Annotated in this window: 15 protein-coding genes; 3 read left to right on the top strand and 12 right to left on the bottom strand. The window is 45.0% G+C overall.

Going from position 1 to position 19,747, the window contains the following annotated elements; genetic code table 11:
* Positions 1-11: 11 nt before the first annotated feature.
* Entirely contained in the window at positions 12-863 is an 852-nt protein-coding gene (locus AB4484_RS10735) for a LysR family transcriptional regulator (RefSeq protein WP_372078015.1), read from the bottom strand.
* Positions 864-981: 118 nt separating this feature from the next.
* On the opposite strand from AB4484_RS10735, the gene AB4484_RS10740 reads away from it, so the two are divergent.
* Positions 982-1,629: a glutathione S-transferase family protein gene (locus tag AB4484_RS10740; RefSeq protein WP_372078017.1), complete on the top strand. Its 648-nt coding sequence runs from the start codon at positions 982-984 to the stop codon at positions 1,627-1,629.
* A gap of 82 nt (positions 1,630-1,711) precedes the next feature.
* Here AB4484_RS10740 and AB4484_RS10745 read toward each other — a convergent pair whose 3' ends face one another.
* The 3 genes from AB4484_RS10745 to AB4484_RS10755 all read right to left on the bottom strand — a co-directional run bounded on the left by AB4484_RS10745 (position 1,712) and on the right by AB4484_RS10755 (position 5,841).
* Positions 1,712-2,650, bottom strand: a complete 939-nt coding sequence (locus tag AB4484_RS10745; RefSeq protein ID WP_048613734.1) for a LysR family transcriptional regulator — start codon at positions 2,648-2,650, stop codon at positions 1,712-1,714.
* A gap of 104 nt (positions 2,651-2,754) precedes the next feature.
* On the bottom strand, positions 2,755-4,245 hold the full coding sequence (locus AB4484_RS10750; RefSeq protein WP_372078020.1) for a DUF1254 domain-containing protein: 1,491 nt from the start codon (positions 4,243-4,245) through the stop codon (positions 2,755-2,757).
* Between the two features lie 117 nt (positions 4,246-4,362).
* The gene (locus AB4484_RS10755; RefSeq protein WP_372078022.1) at positions 4,363-5,841 is read right to left on the bottom strand and encodes a DUF1214 domain-containing protein; all 1,479 of its coding nucleotides are present in this window, start codon (positions 5,839-5,841) and stop codon (positions 4,363-4,365) included.
* Between the two features lie 287 nt (positions 5,842-6,128).
* Between AB4484_RS10755 and AB4484_RS10760 the strand changes: the two genes are divergently transcribed.
* Positions 6,129-7,571, top strand: coding sequence for an N-acylglucosamine 2-epimerase (locus tag AB4484_RS10760; protein WP_372078024.1), 1,443 nt, complete (start codon positions 6,129-6,131; stop codon positions 7,569-7,571).
* A gap of 124 nt (positions 7,572-7,695) precedes the next feature.
* Here AB4484_RS10760 and AB4484_RS10765 read toward each other — a convergent pair whose 3' ends face one another.
* The 3 genes from AB4484_RS10765 to AB4484_RS10775 form a co-directional block, all read right to left on the bottom strand.
* Positions 7,696-9,141, bottom strand: coding sequence for a sucrose-6-phosphate hydrolase (locus AB4484_RS10765; RefSeq protein WP_372078026.1), 1,446 nt, complete (start codon positions 9,139-9,141; stop codon positions 7,696-7,698).
* A complete protein-coding gene (locus AB4484_RS10770; protein ID WP_372078028.1) occupies positions 9,138-10,097 on the bottom strand; it encodes an aminoimidazole riboside kinase in 960 nt (319 codons plus the stop codon). Before AB4484_RS10770 ends, AB4484_RS10765 begins: the two co-directional genes overlap by 4 nt.
* Before the next feature lie 164 nt (positions 10,098-10,261).
* Entirely contained in the window at positions 10,262-11,701 is a 1,440-nt protein-coding gene (locus AB4484_RS10775; RefSeq protein WP_017076937.1) for a sucrose-specific PTS transporter subunit IIBC, read from the bottom strand.
* Positions 11,702-11,935: 234 nt separating this feature from the next.
* Here AB4484_RS10775 and AB4484_RS10780 point away from each other — a divergent pair, with 234 nt between their 5' ends.
* Entirely contained in the window at positions 11,936-12,922 is a 987-nt protein-coding gene (locus AB4484_RS10780) for a LacI family DNA-binding transcriptional regulator (protein ID WP_372078030.1), read from the top strand.
* Positions 12,923-13,057: 135 nt separating this feature from the next.
* Here AB4484_RS10780 and AB4484_RS10785 read toward each other — a convergent pair whose 3' ends face one another.
* From AB4484_RS10785 to AB4484_RS10805, 5 genes are all read right to left on the bottom strand, one after another.
* Entirely contained in the window at positions 13,058-14,431 is a 1,374-nt protein-coding gene (locus AB4484_RS10785) for a carbohydrate porin (RefSeq protein ID WP_372078032.1), read from the bottom strand.
* A 553-nt stretch (positions 14,432-14,984) separates the two neighbouring features.
* On the bottom strand, positions 14,985-15,881 hold the full coding sequence (locus AB4484_RS10790) for an alpha/beta hydrolase fold domain-containing protein (protein WP_372078034.1): 897 nt from the start codon (positions 15,879-15,881) through the stop codon (positions 14,985-14,987).
* A 14-nt stretch (positions 15,882-15,895) separates the two neighbouring features.
* The gene (locus AB4484_RS10795) at positions 15,896-17,776 is read right to left on the bottom strand and encodes a TonB-dependent receptor domain-containing protein (protein ID WP_372078058.1); all 1,881 of its coding nucleotides are present in this window, start codon (positions 17,774-17,776) and stop codon (positions 15,896-15,898) included.
* 331 nt (positions 17,777-18,107) lie between these two features.
* Positions 18,108-19,046, bottom strand: coding sequence for a LysR family transcriptional regulator (locus AB4484_RS10800; RefSeq protein ID WP_061033037.1), 939 nt, complete (start codon positions 19,044-19,046; stop codon positions 18,108-18,110).
* A gap of 156 nt (positions 19,047-19,202) precedes the next feature.
* The gene (locus tag AB4484_RS10805; protein WP_017061620.1) at positions 19,203-19,610 is read right to left on the bottom strand and encodes a hypothetical protein; all 408 of its coding nucleotides are present in this window, start codon (positions 19,608-19,610) and stop codon (positions 19,203-19,205) included.
* Between the last annotated feature and the right edge of the window lie 137 nt (positions 19,611-19,747).

Consider the following 19,747-nt stretch of genomic DNA (forward strand, 5'->3'; position numbering starts at 1 on the left):
AGGAATCTAAGCTACTCAGAATCCAACTCCACAAGTTGATTGAGCACTTCTTTATCCAACACTGGATGGTGTTTGCTCGCTAGGATCAGCACAATATCGACCGAAGGCAACGGCGGCATATCATCGAGTATTTTCAAGTCTGAAGTCACGCTCAGCTTACCCATCGCGCCAATGGCTAATCCGGCTTTAACGATTGCACGTTGTGCAGAAGCCGTATTGCTACACGCCAATAACTGATAAGGCGAGCCCTGCTTGGTTAAGCCATTCACTGCCGCTGCGTGGTACTTACAATCGGTCTGAAACAAGGCTAGTGGGACTGGTTTAGACTCATCGAACGCATAGTCAGGACTGCTTATCCAAACACCCACATCATGTGTAAGCCAGTAACCTTCTTCACTATCCGGAGCTCGGGTAACAATCGCGGCATCTAAACGACCATCATCCAACCATTCTCTCAGTGTAATGCTGGGTAGGCTAAATACTTGAATAGAACAGGTAGGTTCTGCTTTCTGCAGCAGGCGAATCACTTTTGGCAGAATGGTGTCGTTGTAGTCTTCAGGGCAGCCGAGTCGCAGAGGTTGTTTGTCTTCGTAACGCTTTACTTGCTTAAGCGCGGTATTGTGGAGGGCGACTAACTGTTCGGCATGAGAACGCAGCGCTAAGCCTGCTTCTGTGAGTATTAAGTTACGTCCTTCTTTTTGGAAAAGGGTGACGTTGAGCTCTTCTTCCAACTTACGCATCTGCGCACTGAATGCCGATTGGGTGCGATTTATCTGTTTCGCCGCACGAGTGAAACTACTGGTTTCTACAAACGCGAGAAAGCCTCGCAAAGCATCAATATCCATATTGAAATCACCACCCATCGTTTTTATTAATGTATTGCATCAAAATTATCCGTTAGTGCGCCGTAATACAATCCCCTAAGCTCAAATGCATGCCCCCAAGGCTCAAAGCATACCCACTAAACGCAAGGAAGCAACGATGCAGCTTTATATTGGAAACCAGAACTACTCAACTTGGTCATTGCGCGCATGGCTAATATTCGACAACTACAACCTGAATACAGAAATCATCAAGCTCAAACTCTTCACCTCTGATTTTTACGACACTCTGGCGAAAGTGACGCCAACGGCCAAGGTTCCTACCTTAGTTGATGGTGACGTTGCGGTGTGGGATTCACTGGCGATTCTCGAATACGTTAACGACGCCCACTTAGACGGTGCAGCATGGCCAAAATCCACCAAAGAGCGCGCTCGTGCAAGAGCCATTTCTGCAGAGATGCACTCCGGGTTCTTTGCCGTCAGAAATGAAATGCCGATGAACTGCCGCGCCAAAAGAAAGCTCACACTGAGTGAAGACGCATTGAAAGACATCGCACGTATTGATGCAATATGGTCAACACAAATGGAACAATACCCTGAAGGATGGTTGTTTGGTGAATGGTCGATTGCCGATGCGATGTTTGCACCTGTGGCATTGCGCGTAGAAACCTATGGCATCAAGCTTTCAGAGAAGGCATCGCAGTATCAACAACGTGTGCTTAACAGCTCATCGATACAAAAGTGGCTGACAGAGGCAAGTTTAGAAACCGATGTGGTTGAAGAAGATGAGGCGGGCAAGCCAGTATAAGTCGATAGCGATGAGTCTCGATATTGCATCGAGACTCATTAATTGTTAAGCGGTTAGAGACGTTTCACTAGAGTGCGTTTCTTCAGAGTATGGTCTTCAACAACTCATTAAACCGAGACGCTATCCACTGATGGGAAGCAGATGTAAATGTACGTTGATGCTGCAATAAATAAAGGTCTACGTGATATTGCTTGCTGTCTACAAAATCATAAATATCGACAAAGCGATGATCGAAATCTGGCAATGCATTTAAGGCGTTCATGCCAAAAATCACCGCATCAGAACGAGAAGCGATTTCCATTAATACATGAGTTTGAGTACTTCGAAGCTTTGGGCGTTTATCACTTTCTAGTTCCAATAAGATCTGTTGCAAAGGGGTGTTGAATGCTTGCTTGTGGTCTTCTTCGACGTTCATAGCAAGCACTGGGTATTGCATGATCTCATCTAACGTTGATGCCCTTCCAACCAGCGGGTGCTCCTTTCTAACAAACAATTTGGGATAGATGGTCCCTATTTTGGTGGCTTGGTATTTTTGATCTAACGAGCTTGCATAATGAATCGCAAAATCTAACTTACCCTTGTCGAGCAAGTCATAAGGGTTACTTTTCGCAGCCATCTCTATCAAGTTCACATCCGGGGCTTCTTCAAATAATCCCAAGGCTAGATTAGGAAGAATGGTGCTCCCCAGAAAGGTCGGTAAAGAGATCGAAAACGTATCGTTGCACTCTCGAGGATCAAATTGATTACGCTGAAATAACGCGTTTAGCTGCGGCAGAATGTGTTGCAGTTCTTGGCCTAACTCTAGTGCTTTTGATGTTGGTGTTAGGCCCGTAGATGTTCTGATAAAGAGAGGATCATCAAAGGTTTCTCTCAACCGTTTTAAGCTGCGACTCATGGCCGACTGTGACACAAATAACGCCTTTGCAGCATTGGTTACGTTGCGTTCTTTAAGCAATGTATCAAAGGCCACCAGCAAATTTAGGTCGACTCGATTCAACTGATATGACATGTCTTTTCGCATAAATCCTCTAGCTATCATTGAGCAATAACAGTACTAAGCGCTGAATAACCTTAACATGAAAAGATGCACCCATTTATAGGGTGCATTCAAACTTGCGACACCTTCTATTTCACCTTAACAAAATCACTTGGTTTCCATGAATTATCAAACCACTTTTCTGTCGGCGAATACATGCGGAAGATGATATTAAAACCTTTACCTTCCGTCGTTTGAACCCAGTTATGTTCCATTCCTTTAGGAGCATTGGGCGAAAAATGGACAGTGATAGAACCATCGCTGTTCTTCTTAATATCTTCACTCAAACCATCAAGACCAGCAGATTTTTGGTCGGTCTCTAGCATGGAGCGAGTCTGGTTATCGTAGATCATAAATGACCAAAACTGCTCTACTGGTGCATTCGGTGGCAAAGTCACCGTGTAGTGTAGACTGCCATCCAACACTTCCTTGTTGGCATCACGTGTCGCCAACAGATAATCCGATCCTTTTCCTACGGTTTTCGTCACCATATCTGGTGTAATCCCGGTTGCCATGAAGTGGAATGTTGCTCGCATACCGGAGTTAATTACGCCATTTTCATCTTTAAATTCATGGCCTGAGACTAACGGAGTGAACCACTGTCTATCATCGTAGCGAAACATCTCTTCTTTAGGGTGGAAATAGCTTGAGCGTACTTCAGCAGTCGCTATTTTTGCGGCTTCCGACAGTATTTGCTGCATACGCGTGTTTGGCACAAACTCTTGCCCTTTTTCTATTCCGATATCTTTAGCCAACGATAACCATTCAGCATCAAAAATAGCGGTAGGTTCATATTGAATAAGTGCATTCACCTCATCGTAGAACGTCTCGTCCATAGCATGAATGGTGTTGTAATCGACGCCAGAAATATTGATGAACTCGGTCTTATCTTCTTTGCCATACGGATACAGCTTGGTGGTATTTTTTAATGTTGTAATGCTCTGTTCCATACTCTCTGGCGAGCTCACCAAACGCAGCAATAGCCAATGCTGATACCCTTCGCTGACAACCTCAATGTACCCTTCTGGAACGTCGCCTTTCCACGAAGAGTGGCGGATAAAATACTTGCCTGATTTAGCTGCATTGCCTGGGTGAGTGACACCAATTCGATCAACGTATTTAAATGCAGCATTGTCGAGTAAACCCATAACCGGAGTAGGAACCTCTAGAATCACCGGGCCATTTTTTACATCTATTTCCGAAGTGATATAGGGTGTCGTCGTGTTCGCTGTTAACCAAAGGCTATTGGCGTCTAAGTTGTCTTCAGAAATTGCGATGGTTTGATTTGGCTTCATACCGATACTCTCATGCCCCAACAATAGCCCTTGTATTGAAGCAACTGGAATACCGGATAGAAAAACACGAACAGCATTAGATACTTGAACAAAATCTTGCACCTTGGCGTGCGTTTCTAATGTCGGTGCACCATCGGTATAGTTGAGCTCACCTAAATAGGCAGATTCGACCTTATTTGGCGTAATAATGCTCTCTGGTACTTGCGCACTAAATATAGGCTCAGCGAGCGCCACAGATGAACAACCTAGAGTAATCAGCAGCGTAGCAATAATCGATTTTTTCATAATATTTTCTCTTGTCTAAAGTGATTCTCATCGCCTAACCGGCCCCAATTTGTATGCTTCACTTAGGGGCACGCATTAAGCTATTTACTTGAGAGACGGTTGAGTCTCTATTGCTTGCTAGCCACTGATTTTTTCCATGTCTTCTAGCATCCAGTTTTTAAAGAAAGTCTTCGATGTTGGACGGTAAAGTCGGAACAATAAGAAGTAATCTTCACCACCTGTAGGAACCCAGTTTTCCTCCTGCCCTTTTGGTGCTTCAGGGCCGAAATACAGATCATACGAACCATCTGGATTCTTTTTCATCGTGTCAGCGTTTCGAGACGATAGTCCTACTCGATCGACCCCTTTAACAAAATTCTTGGTTTCCATGTTGTAAACAATCGCTGACCAGAAGTCCTCGACAGGCGTATCGGTTGGTACATTGAGCTTGTACGTCGCTTTGCCATCTAACATCTCACCTTGTGAATCGCGTAAGCCCGTTAGATAAAAGGTTGAACCGCCTAACTGCTTCGGCAAGTAAGTCACGTAAAAGTACGACGCTGCACGCTTATCAACTAACACCTCATCTTCATCCACGAATGGGAAGCCAAGTTGGGCTTGAGGGCCAAAATTCCAGAAAGACCATTGCGACAGAGGTTTGCCGTTTTCGTCTCTCCATAGCGCACTCACCGTTTGGTCAGGTTCAACGAACTTTGATTGCATGTGCGCATAGGCCATCAACACACCTTCACTCATCGCTTTTTTCTGCTCAGCTGTTGGGTCGAATTTTTTCCCTTTTTCAATACCAAGGTCTTTTAGTAACGACGCCATTGCTTTGTCTTGCGTTCTGACTGGGTTCTCTTGGATGACATCATTAATGTCTTGAAAAAACGTCTCGTTGTAATATGGGAGGCTGTCATAAGCGACATCCGTTGCATCCAAGTAATCTGTCTTAGGTGGGTTTTCTACATCGGCTAAGTTGTAGATTTTGATTTGCTTCGCGTAGTTCCCCGCATCCAAATCTGTCGCCCCATTGGTTAACGACGGTCTGAATGAAAAGCCATACAGGTACGTATCCGTTTCAAATACAAGGTAACCCTTACTTTCGAGATCCTGCTTCGTACCTAATTTATTGTCGTAACCTGGTGGCAGGAATAGATACTTCCCTCCCTTGCCTTCGTCAGCACCTTTGTAGCCAACATCAGCAATCGGAACCTCCCATTGGTTTACGATTGAGCCAAAGTAATTCACTTTGTCTGTTGCTGCAGGCACCTCAATCACCACCGGGCCGTTCTTCGACGTTATCGTTGCCCAAGCGTAAGCGGTGGTATCGTTCGCGGTGAGAAACCCCTTTTCTGAGCCAAAAGGTTCGTTCACGTAAACCACATCGTTAAAGTCGCCATCAAGGTCACGACGAGTTGCTTTTAGAAAATCAATTTGAGTCACAGCCGGCATATAATGGATTGCTGTTTGAGTGGCACGCTGCACCATCATTTTGTATTCAAGATTTTCAATCTGTGATGCGCGATTAAGGATGTCATCTGTATCTTCGAATGATTGGGAATAGACCGGCATTGTGCTGATAGCAAGTAGCGAAGCTAATAGAAGTTTTTTCATGTTGAGCATATCTCTTCGTAAAGGTGAAACATTCAATTGTTTAAAAAACATCCTTTGTTTGAACCCAGTATACGAACGAGACCAAATCCCATCCAATGACTTATAATCATTATGAATTATTCGAATTTTGGATAATGCTAGATACAATTCGACTATCCCGGTACGACTCAATGATCTGTAAACCTTCCTCTACTCCGTAATAATTTGGTCGATTGTGATCACCTAATCACAATGTGCAGATGTGATTGTTTATATTCAACGAAACTCAAATAGTTAAGATAAACATCATGTTACGAGCAACGATCGCATTACTCAGTGTTACTAGCTTCGCCGTATCTGCCAACGCCCCTCTTCCTTCTGGAGAAGAGTGGCTCAATCATGCTACTGAAGGGCTTGCACCTTACTGGTTGATGCCTAGCGCTAAAGGAGAACCGGTAGGCAACTTCCCTACTTTCCGCTGTGATGACGGTACCTTGCTCGATGTTTCTGATGTGTGCCCTGAACTGAACAAAGGCTGGATCACGCCACACTTTGGCAAAGAGTTTACGCGGATGAAGTCACGTCAAACTTATGCCTATGGCGTGCTCTACCATCTTACTGGCGATAAGCAGGCGTTAGCGCTTGCCAAACAAGGTGCCTACTACATCATTGATCAGCTAGAAGATAAGCAAAACGGCGGCTTTATCGGCTACACAAAAGAGGGAGAAGTAGGCCAGGATTGGCAGCAACGTACCTCTCAAGATCAAGCGTATGCGCTGGTTGGCCTCGCCATGTACTACTACCTGACTCAAGACAAAAAGGTAGAAGAAGCACTCATCGCACAACAAGCTTTTATCTTTGATAAATATCGACTTAGCGACAATAGTGGTCTTGCTTGGGTGCTTGCTGACGGTGAAGATGGCAGTGCAAAACGACGTGAGCTAGTCGCGCAACTTGATCAGATAAACGGCTACATGTTGCTCGTCGCACCTCTGCTCAAAGAGCCCGTCAAAACAAAATGGCTTGATGACTTAAACTGGCTCACGCAAACCATGATTGACCAATACCACTCTGAAGATGAACAACGCTTCTTCGGTGCAATTCACGACAAAGCGGCGATGATGCCGAATGCCAATCACAATGATTTTGGGCACACCATCAAAGCGTATTGGATGACTTACCTTACAGGCCAAACATTGAATAACTCTGAATGGTCGGAGTTTGGTTTAGACGGTATGAAATACACTCTCGCTCAGGCGCAATATCAGAAAGAATTCGCCAGCGTCTCCCAATATTATGGCGAGGAACTTCAGAAAGCGTGGAAAGGAAAAGAGATAACTGGCTGGCAAAGCAGGCCAAACACAAATTGGGCTTCATCATGGGAATGGGCGGAGCTTGATCAAGCAGCAATGACGGTTTCACTTGTCGATGGTTCAATGAAAGACGTATTGCAATACACCCTACCGACCTTTCATGATGTATGGGTCGACCACAAATACGGCGGCGTGGGGCTTGATCCTAAGCGCACCAAAGCTTTCCATTGGGGCAACGGTTATCACCAGTTTGAACATGCGCTGATTGGCTATTTGTTCGCTCAGCAAGTTGGCGCAAAGCCAGCAGTATTACATTACGCAAGGCCGACCAACAGCCAGATGCCAATGGAACCGTATTACTATCAAGGGGATGTGGTTAAGCTGGAGAATCAAGACGATGGAACCCAGAAGGTCAGTTTCAATAACATTCGACCTTAGCGCTGGTATTGATTCTGAATTGCTTGGAGCAACAGATAAGCTCAGAAAGCCTGCACAACACGATGCAACAGACTCAAACAAAAGCCGCTGTAGGGCAGCGGCTTTTTGGTGAAACAAAGATAGCTTAATCATCTAGCCCTTTAATTGAGCTCATTGAACGATAAACGGTTTTTACGTCACCTTTGATGGACAGCATACTTAAATCATCAATGAAGAAGCGGCTAGTCATTGTGTGCTTACCGCCATTGATGAATATTTCGATGACCGACTTGTCGACATAAACCTCGATGGTTTGCTTGGTGCTCAACCTCGGCGCTTTTCTCACACAGCCAAAGTATTCAGCGTAGAGTTGAGACATATTGCTGCGATCAAGAATGAACTCATTATCTGTCGCACTGAACAAGATGTTATCACCCGCAACGTTGGCAAGCGTAAACTCAAACTCGTCAGTATCCGTTTCGAGCTCAACCATGAAGCTCGTCGTATCCAGTTCAAGAGCCTTTTTAACCACCACAGCTTCACCCTGTAGCGCTTTCAATTCAGGTAAAGCAGACTGAACAAGATAGCCATCTTGGATTTGAAGTTCGCGTGGTAACGACAACATGCCCGCCCACTGATGCGCATTAGAAGGTGTATCAATCTCAGGCAGACCAATCCAAGCAATCAAAATGCGACGGCCTTTATCATCTAAGTAAGTCTGTGGTGCGTAGAAATCAAAGCCGTAGTCTGGCTGCGCGATGTCTTGATGATTTTCCAGTTTCGCCGTATCTAGGTTCAGGCGGTCACCCAAAATGTAAGCCACTGAATATATATTTTTGAAGTCGTATGGGTTTTCACTAGACACGCCTTGCGGAGAAAACAGCATCACCGACTGATTATCTATTTCAAATAAATCAGGGCACTCCCACATATAGCCAAGGTTGTTGTAACGAGTCTGAATTTGGCCTTTGTGTTGCCAACTCATCAGGTCACGACTGCAATACAACGCCATTGAACCTGTTTCCTGAGGTGTTTGTGCCCCTACAACCATCAGGTAATCGTCACCCTGCTTCCACACTTTTGGGTCGCGGAAATGTTCGGTGTAGTGATCGTTTTCAATAACCACGCCGTGCTTTTCTATTTTGCCGTCGGCAGACATCTTGGCAAAACATTGAGTTGGGACTCGTTGCCAGTTTTCATCACGTTTATTACCCGTAAAGAACAGCAGTGCATTGCCGTTTTCAACCAATGCGCCACCAGAATAAACACCGTGAGAATCGTAATCTTGGTCCGGGTGTAGGCCTATGCCGTGGTCTTCGAAATGAACGAAGTCTTTGGTTGAAAGGTGGTACCAATACTTCATGCCATGGACAGGACCAACCGGCGTCCACTGATAAAATAAGTGGTGCTCTCCATTAAAGAAACACAAGCCATTTGGGTCATTGAGCAGGCCAAATTTAGGCGCAACATGGTAGCTTGGATAGCCAGAGTCTTGTTTGCGAAGCTCTACCATCGCATCAATACTCTCTTGAGAAATATCTTCTATACGACGATATCTTTGCTCTACTGTCCAGTTCGAGTTCAAACTCATACACTCTCCTCTACGACATTCGTATTTGAAGAGTTTTTTTGAATAAACTGAGTTAGAGCTTCTTGCGTTGGAAGTGCGGTCATTGCGCCTTTTTGCGTTGTCGCCAGTGCACCACAACCATTCGCCCACTGAATTGCAGAATCGACGACCTGTTGATTGTTCCACTCATCATGTTGAGAAAGCTTTGCAAGCAAGCCGCCAACAAAAGCATCGCCTGCCCCTGTAGTATCCACTGGCGTCACTGAACGACCTGAAATCAACACGCCTTGCTTTTCAAATACTCGCCAAACACCTTTCGCACCCTGTGTAACCAGAACAAGCGTGTTGTTAAGATCTGCAATATGAACCAAACCTTGCTCCATCGAAGTTGAACCGGTTAAGAAATCCAACTCTTCTTCAGAGAATTTAACCACATCCGCTAACTCAACCGCTTTCATTACCACAGGCTTGATTTCAGATGGATCTTGCCACACTTCATCGCGAAGGTTTGGATCGAAGCTGATGTAACCACCAGCCGCTTTCATGCGTCGGATGGCTTCAAAGGTACTGCTTCGACTTGGCTCATTGGCCAGAGAGATTGAACAGACGTGTAGCCATTCGTTTTTCTTAAATTCAGGAATGTCATCCACAGACATAAACTGGTCTGCACTTGGCTTCACCATAAACGTAAAACTGCGTTCGCCTTGGTCATCAAGGTCCACCACTACAGTTGACGTACGCTGCTCAGGATCTTTCACCAAACGTTCGGCATTCACACCTTCGTTTTGCAAAGTCACTTCCATAAAGGTGCCAAACGGGTCGTTACCCACTCGGCCGAAAAAGGCGCTTTTGCCTAAAAGACGAGAAATCGCTACCGCGACATTAGCAGGAGCACCACCCGGACATTTCAACAATGTCTTATCTGTCCCCGGAATGAGGTCGACAACAGCGTCTCCAGTTACCCAAACTTGATTCATCTTTCTTACCTTAAAACTGAAAATCATGACAACCGAAAGCAAGGTGACACTTCACGCTGTCATGTAAAAATATAAAAAGGCTAGCTAAGCCAAATCACCTAGCTAGCACCCCAAAGCTTAGGAAATGAAGTGAAAAGGGGGGACTTCACTTCTAGGGAGAAACGTTAAGCCGTTGCTTTAATGTTTTGTTTATTACGCTCGCGCAGACCTAAAACAACAGTCAGTGCAAAAGCAGTCACGAACGCGATAATCATACCGACCACGTAGTAACCGATTTTTTCTGGTGATATTGAGATGATACCTGGAATACCAGCAGCACCGAGCGCTTGTGCTTTCACATTAAACATGGTGATGAATGCGCTTGAAACCGCAGCGGCACAAACCGCAGCAATGAATGGATAGCGAAGCTTCAAGTTCACACCGAACATTGCAGGCTCTGTAATACCAAGTAGTCCCGTCACACCAGAAGGAATAGCGATACTCTTCATTTTTGTATCGCGAGTCATGAAACCAACAGCCAGTGCCGCCGCCCCTTGTGACACGTTAGACATAGCCGCGATAGGGAAAATAAACGTACCACCCGTTACGGCAATGTCTGCTAATAATTGGGTTTCTATAGCGATAAAGCTATGGTGCATGCCTGTAATAACGAATGGCGCATAAATCAAGCCAAATACCGCACCACCAATAAAGCCCGCACTGTTGTATAGCCAGTTCAGACCGTCACCCAACAAGAAGCCGATATCACGAGTCAATGGACCAACAACTGTGAATGTGAGTAAGCCTGTCACAAAGATAGCCAGTAGCGGCGTTAGCAAGTTGTCCAGAACGGAAGGCACGACTTTACGCAGGCCAAGTTCGATTTTCGCGAGAATAAACGCAGAAACGAGAACTGGCAGTACAGAACCTTGATAGCCAACCTTCTCTATCTCGAAGCCTAGAATGTTCCAAACCGGAATATTGCCTGCCACCGATGCGCCACCGAAGCCCCAACCGTTAAGAAGATCTGGGTGAACCATCAACATACCTAAAGCCGCGCCAAGGTATGGGTTACCACCAAATTTCTTGCTCGCTGAGAATGCTAATAAAATAGGTAAGTACACAAAAGGTGCATTAGCAAATGTGTTGATCATGTTTGCTAGGTCGGTCAAACCCGGGTTAGCGTCAATTAAAGATTTGCCATCAATGAACAAACCTTGAGCCGTCAATAGGTTGTAGATACCCATCAACAAACCACCAGCTACAATCGCAGGAATGATTGGTACAAAAATATCAGACAGGCCTTTAACCGCGCGCTGTATGATGTTTTGGTTTTCAGCCCCTGCAGACGCCACATCGTTAGTCGACATCTCTGTCATCTCAGTCAGCTTTGCCATCTCAGCATAAACTTGATTGACGATGCCTGAACCAAAGATGATTTGATATTGACCGGCTACTTTAAACTGGCCCTTAACCCCTTCTAGATTATCAATCGCCTGTTCATCAATTTTATCTTGGTCTGCGACAGCAAGACGCAGACGAGTCGCACAATGTGCGAGTGCAGTGATATTACTTTTACCACCTAATAGAGTGAGCAGCTCTTTTGCTATTTTTGGATAATTCATTACATACCCCATTGGATTATCATTTGAGCCTTTGAATTTTCGGGAACGTTTGCAAAACAAATTTTTGCCTAGAAATAACAAATGATCAAAGATAACTGCTCAATAGTGTGAGAATGATCTTTAAATTATCTCCCTAGGATGAGGAGAGAGGGTTAAAATCTCCTAATAAATAGGGGAATTTGATGACCAGTTTGCAAACAATCCCAAAACTAAAATGATAATGGATAATTTATAATGGCTAGTCTTCATGATGTCGCTCGTCTCGCTGGAGTTTCCAAGTCGACGGTTTCAAGAGTAATCAATGATGAGTATGGCGTAAAAGACGCGACCAAGATTAAAGTTCGCAAAGCGGTTGAAGAGTGTGGCTATCTCCCAAACCAGGTCGCTAAAGACTTAAAATCTCAGAAAACCAACCTGGTTGGCGTGATTGTTCCTAGGGTTTCTTCCCATGCTACCTCTCAAGGCGTCGACGGTTTAACCGCAGTATTAGAGCAAGCGGGCAAGCATGTTTTATTAGCGAGCACGCACCAAACACACCACAAAGAACTTGAATATATTCAGATATTTAACCAGAAGCGTGTTGAAGGCATTATCTTGTACGCGACCCACCTCGACAACCAATTGGTCAAAGCGATTCAAAGCTCTGCCGTACCCGTGGTATTGGTTGGTCAAGACGGTTCAATGTTTAACATCCCAAGCATTGTGCACGACGATACTCGTGTAGGGTTTGAAGCAGGCAACCGCCTTATCTCGAAGGGTTGTAAATACATGGGGTTCATTGGCGTACAAGGCGATGATATTGCGGTTGATAAGATGAGATCGGAAGGCTTTGCTCAATCACTTCAATTCAACGATCTCACACTGCAATTTCACGCCCGTGGCGATTTCACCATCGATTCAGGCTACAAGTTGACTAAGCAGTATCTCAAGGAGCACACCAAGCTCGACGGCCTGTTCTGCGCCACTGACCGTATCGCAATCGGCGCGATCAGAGCGATTCAGGAAGCGGGGCTCGTTCCAGGAAAGGATGTATTGGTGTTGGGTGTGGGTGACGATGAGCTCGCTTCAGTATGTACGCCAACGCTTTCTACGTTTAACTATGCGTTTGATAAAGCGGGAGAAAATGGAGCCAAGCTGCTACTCGACCGTATTGAGAAAAAAGGCTTTGAAATGAGCAAGATGGTGTTGACCTTCACCATCATTGACCGAGAGTCTTGCTAACGATTTACTTGAGAGTTCAAGTGCTCTTAAGATAAAAAAATGCCAACCTTCGAGTTGAAACGATAAGGTTGGCATTTAATGATGTGGATCTCACATCATGAATAACACTCTCTATCTAAAAGATATATCAAGCAATTAGAACCAAGTTTCCATCTGCAGTGCAAATAGAACCTCACCGCCCTCACCCATTGTTGCTGCATCTGCGTCAGTGCTGATCGAGTAACCATTCAAGTCTTCACTCCAATCCACATAGCTCACAGCGAAACGCAGTTCTGGTCGGTCAAAAAAGCCAGTACTGGTTGAAAGCTTGAGTGTTGGTGCAACTGTTGCTTTGTAGAAACCGCCGCTCGCTTGCTCGGTCGCGTTGTCCAAATCCATGTACTGCAATGAACCTTCGTAAACCATCTCAAAGTTATCTGTGAACTCTTGAGCTAATCGAACGTTTAAAGAAGCCCATGTGAACTCGTCATTCTTCTTCAAACGGTCTTGGCTATGCTCTGCCATTAATGCAGGTGCTAAGCGCCAGTTGTCGCCAATGCGAGTGACACCGTAGCTAAACAGGCGAACGGCTTTTGCATCATCCAGTAGATCACCATTTGAGCCGATGCCTTTTAGCTCTGCACCAAGGCCGCTACCCACTAACATACCCGTTTTAGAGAAGCCTTCGCTTACACCAAAGAAGTTGTCTCCATGGTACGCAAACATTGCGTGTACACCGCTTTCAGCTGCGCCATTTAAACGACTATCGTTGTCTGCTGAGGTCATACCGCTCAACATCACCTGCCACTGGCCAATACGGTTATTCATGGTTGCAATGTAGTTTTCTACATCGGTTGATGAGCTATCAATCTCACCAAAATCTCGGCCATAAATAGAGAAATTCGCTTTCCAGTCGTCGCTCATTTGAACGTCGTAAACACCTGCGCCAGTGCCTGACAGGAAGACAATATCCGAGTCGAAAAAGTGAATATCAAAATTGTCGCGATCGAATCGTTTACCCGCCCAGAACGTTGCTTCAGAAAACGCTTCGGATTCAGAGAACATACTCAGGCGATTCAGTTCCGAATACACTTGTCGCACATTCAACTGGCTTTCGCTGGCAGTCCACTCGTTATTTGTCTCAGTACTGTCGGCCAACATGATGCGAAACAAGGCACTAGAGCCATCGTCTGCAAATCGCTTATGAATCAAGTTCGCTTCAACGTAATGATCATCTTCAACACCAAGACGTCCAATAGGCGCACCAATGGCACCCGCCGCTGTCATGTAAGGTCCAGTGCCTGTCGCGCCATTGAGGTCGTCGTTGATCAATAACCCAGAGCGAGCATAGCCGTGAAACTCAAACGAAGAAGCCTTTTCATTGGCCTCGACGGAGACCTGTTCCGTTTGTGCAACCCTTTGTTCTAATTCATTAATACGTTGCTCTAATGCTGCAACGTCTTCACTTGCTAATACCGATGTAGTCATTAGCCCCATTGTTACAGCAACCGCTAAAATGTGTCGTTTCATTCTGATGTTCTCACGTTAATTGTTTTGGATGAACTGCAAACGTTCCCAAAATAATTCGTAAGCGCATTTCAAGCTTATACTTTGATGTACAAGCTTAATATCTAAGAAGAAATAGAAATAACTTGTGTTGATCTCTTCATATTTTGTATCTGCCTGGATGATAGATCGATAATTTCGGGAACGTTACCGAAAATGCATGATTCTGATAACTTTGTCACAAGTGGAATTGATTAATAAGCGAAAAACTGTGTCTCGCGCACATTGAAGCCTTTATCAAGGTCGTCGATAAGCTAGAGTCAGTTACGCACAAAGCGTGATACAGTAAACAATAACCACCACCTTTAACTGATGAACAACTCGATTATCGAAAGTTAAGACGGTTTTGTTCGATCTGATAAATGACGATCGAATCATAAAAGTGGAAGTTAGAAATGAATCCAGATACTTATGAAAGCATCCAATAAAAAAGCCAAGTTGAACTTGAGTGATCAACTTGGCTTTAAATGGCTCAATGAATGCTTTCTAGCGCGTTGTAACGCCACAAAAGTAGAGATTATTTAATTGGATAATGTCGCTTTAAAAACGCAATCACATGCGGTACGTACTTATCGGTATCAAATATCGGAGCACTATGGCCAACACCTTCCTCGATAAACAGCTGATTCTCAATGCCGTATTTGTCCAAAACATCTTTGAGGATCTGGCTTTGCGCTAAAGGCACTCGCTTATCCAGCGTTCCATGGAACTGAATGTAAGGCGGAGCATCACTGTTTATATAGCTGGTCGTTGAAGCTTGTGCCGCTAGCTCTGGCACTTCACTCGGGATATCACCTAAGAAGCGAGACACCGACGACTTTTTACTGGTCGGTCTGTTTCCTTTATTGCCTAGCTCCAGCAAGTCCGTCGGGCCAAAAAAGCTTACAACTCCAGCCACTCGATACTTAGGTTCTGAGTAAAAGCTAATGTCACCGTGCGTATTACTTGCTCCGACCAATCCCGCTAAATGACCACCAGCTGAACGCCCCATCATAACCACGTTATCGGCGGCAAGATTGTACTTGTTAGCATGGTCATGAAGATAGTTAATGGCATCATTAATATCCGCGACTGGTTTTGGGAAGGTTGCTTCGCCACTTAAACGATAATCGACCGCAGCCAACGCATAACCTTCACTTAAAACAGAATTAAGCAACAACGGGTTTTTAGTCGGGATATCGTCTTTAGTGCCACGCTTCCACGCACCGCCATGTACCCAAACGAGCAACGGATATTTTCCATCAACCTTTGCTTCTGTTTTGGGAAGGTAGAGATCAAGCTTGCTCTCTCGTGCTTCTACCGTCTTAAACAAGATGTCCTTTTCTACTGTGTATACCGCATTAGCATTAGCATTAGCATTAGCAGCCGATAATCCAGCAAATGAAAGCATCAGTAATTTTGTTATCTTTTTCATTGTGAACCTCTTATCTAGAATGACGCTTCTGCTGCTAACCAGTAACGACGACCATCTTCAACGTAGCCAAACTCTTCGTAATCGGTTTGTTCATCAAATAGGTTGTAAACACCAGCCATCAGCTTAAGGTTCTTTTGCACATACCAGTTGGCACCTAAGTCAACATAAGTAATTGATGGCGCTTCGTATTGTGTTCTTGAACTACTCGTTGTCGGTTCTGACTCTTTGCCACGGTATGTCACTCGCATCCAAGATTGGACATCATCACGTACTTGCCAATCTGCATTTACGGTAACTAAATGCTCAGGAATTTGCGTTAGTGGTTTACCTTCATCTTCACCAGACTGCTTCTCAGTATGTGTATAGGTATACGTCGAGCCGACAGAAATCGTCTCGGTAATGCCTTTGTTTATCGTGTATTCAGCACCGTAAGTAATCGCGTCTTCAATGTTCACGTAGGTAGAATCACAACCACGTCGACCACAGTTAGTGCTCAGCTCTTGCTTGTCGATCTTGTCTTTAAAGTCACTGTAGAATACGGTGATGTTCGAGCTTAAATCGGCATCGCCAACAAAGTACACGCCCATTTCACTGTTCACTGACGTCTCGGCTTTTAGATCAGGATTACCGTAAACCGAGCAATCGCCACCACAACTTTCTTGCGCCCAGCCCGCTTCCATCTCAGTTAAGCCTGGTGCTCGATAACCCGTTGAAACACCGCCTTTCACTGTCCAATATGAGTCGACACTCCACACACCATAAACGCGAGGGCTCAGATGAGAATCGAACACGTCATTTTGATCAAATCTGAGGCCAGTTGTTAGAGCAAAAGAATCGGTGATGTACCATTCATCTTCCGCAAACAGTGACCATTGGTTATTTTTGAAGACATGATCTTCTCCAGAATCTGTCAGCTCCTGACGTGTATAGTTGAAGCCGATAGTTAGGTAGTGCGCCTCAAGCACAGGCATAGACCATTGTGAGTTCAGAGTCAGGTTTTCCACTTCCATTTCTCCGCCTTCATTCTCAACCGTTTCATTGTTGATGTATGAAGTGCCCGAGCCCCAGTCGTAGTTGCCTGAGTGAGATAGGCCCAATGATTGACGATTGTTCACACGCTCAGAATCTGTGGTTTTCGATTTTCCATCCGTGGTCACTCGTTCTTGATCGTGATAGGTGTAATCAAACGAGAAAGTATCGTCATCCGTAGGTGTCAAGTGCAGTGCGCCACGGTAACTCTCTAATGTTTTGCCGCCGTATCCGTAAAGAATCTCATCTTCCTTACGCTCTTGATATAAACCAGAGAAAGAAGCGCTCAACAAACCATCAATAATCGGGCCCGCTAGATGTACTTGGCTTTGATATAAATTGCCCGAGTCTGAGTTCTCTTGCAGTGTTGTTTCACCACGTACGCTGCCATGCCACTCTTGATAATCTTTACGAGTGATAATGTTGATCACACCGCCAATCGCGTCTGAACCGTAAAGCGTCGACATTGGGCCACGCACGACTTCAACTCGCTCAATCGCGCTTAGAGGTGGTAGCCAATCTTGCTCAAAGCCACCACTGCTGTTTTGTTGTGTTTCACGGCCAGACTGCTTGCGTCCATCGACCAAAATTGCCGTGTATTCTGCAGGCATACCACGTATTGAAATGTCTTGGCTCGAACCACCACCTGTCACGATCACACCGGGTACATCACGCAGTGCATCCGTCAGATCTTTATACGATCGGTTTTCCAACTGCTCACGAGTAATCACGCTGATCGACGCTGGCGCTTCAGTGACAACCTGCTCATAACCAGCTGCTGTCACAACCATGGTTTCCATAGTCGTCGCTTCCATGGTCAAAGCTTCGGTATCAACTTGATTTGCTTGTTCGTTAGCAAAGCCCATCACAGGAAATACAAAACACGCAGCAGCTATAGATTTAGAAAAGGGGGAACGAGTAAACGTTTGAATAGTGTTCATCTTGGCTCTACTTAAATTGAGATTGCATTTAATAATCATTCTCAATTAGAGCAGCGTAAATCATTCGCTTCAAGCATAATGCTATCGCCAAAATAGAATATCGCTATCCGCCAGACGGATAGTTACCTTCACCTTATGCTTGATATGAAACTGATGATGTAGCGAATAACGGCTCTCAAATCACTCAGACTTCGGTGCTTACTTAACTAGAAGTCACTCTCTTTTAAGAGTACGTATCTTTTAAGAACAAAAGCCTTTAGGAGTAGGTATCTTTGCCTACATAGAGGTCTTTGAAGATTTCACGTACCCATTCACACATCGGGTCATCATGAAATCGCTTGTGCCAGTACAAATAAACTTCCTGAAAACTCAAGTGGAGTTCTTCTGGGACTTCTCTGGTGATCAGACGGGGATCATGACACGCCGCTTCTGCGAAAGGCGTTGGAAGATGAAAGATGATGTCGGTTTCAGCAGCAATACTTGGTGCAGAGCTGAAGTTGCTCAACTGCACAGGTGCAGATAGGCGCTGCTTTTTATTGGCTAAACCGAGTTCTTGGTACTTGTGTTCGAAAGAGAGCTTTTTCTCACCTTGTAGTGAGACTTGACCAAAATCATATTCCGCCAGCTTTTGTGGGGTCAGAGTTTCATTCGCCAATGGGTGCTCTCGGCTCATCAACAAACGGAACGTACGCTTCGCCACTGTCATACGATAGATGTTTTGCTCAGCAGAAGGCGGCTGATGCGAAGATAAGGCAAAGTGTACATCACCCGCCACTAAAGCTTCAAAGTGACGCTTGGGCGCAGAATCTAAACTCACGATCATGTTCGGCGCTTCTTTGCGGATCTTAGCGATCACCTTAGGCATTAAGGTATTAATTTGAGGCAGTAAGCCATAAAATTTCACAGTACTATCAACCTTGCTTGGGTCGAACGACTGCTTATGAACCAACTTTTCCAGGTTAGTAATAACGGTGTTGATATCGTCTTTAATCGACTCTGCTTTTGGGGTCAGCTCATAGCCATACTTCTTACGTACCAGCAGCTCATCATCAAAGAATGTACGCATTTTTTGTAGCGTACGACTTACCGAAGACTGGCTCATGTTCAGAGACATTGCGGTATTAGAGACATGTTTTTCTTCGAGTAAATGCTTAAGAACGAAAAGAAGATTCAGGTCAATCTGGGAGAGGTTCATGAGTGCGTCACCGAAATAATGAGGGCATCGTTGAGACAATACGCCGCGCTCAAACCACGGCAATGCATATCAATGATTGGGGTTCAAGATACCGAGTTAACGGCTGTGCGAGCATGATTTAAAAACGACTAAATAAAAAAATAGAAATAGAGATCGCTACTTTCTCTTACCCTGCTCCACCAACTTTTCATTCCATGCCGTATTGCCGTCACGCTTGGTCACGTCATACTCTGAACAGAACTGAGAGATAGTCATGTTGTTGTCGCCAGTCGCCAATTTCAACGCCAACTGGACTTGTTGAAGTTTGCTTTGCAGACGCAGAATCTGACCAGCATTTGGGCTTTTTTCTTTGGCATACTTTAAGGCTGCATGCTTACGCTCTGCCGCGCCCGCTCGGCGATCTGCTTCTGATAACAGATACTTGAGTTGAGCAACACTCTTGCCTTTCTTGAAGGCAGGATCAAGCAACTCAACGCATTCATCAAACGATGGATCGATAACGTATGGGTCAACTTTATGAGCTTGTTGGCGCATCCATTCGAGTGCGAGTTTTTCATCTGACATAATTACATCTTTACCAAAGAAACAGCCTTATATGGTATCGCTCAATAGCAAACCGCTGCAATAACAAATTGAGTGACTTTGCGCCTTTTTGTACTGTGCCGATTAACGAACTTAACAGTCACAGCCCCAATAGTTGG

Origin of the sequence: Vibrio sp. 10N.261.46.A3 (assembly GCF_041472995.1) — a bacterium.
GTDB lineage: Bacteria > Pseudomonadota > Gammaproteobacteria > Enterobacterales > Vibrionaceae > Vibrio > Vibrio coralliirubri.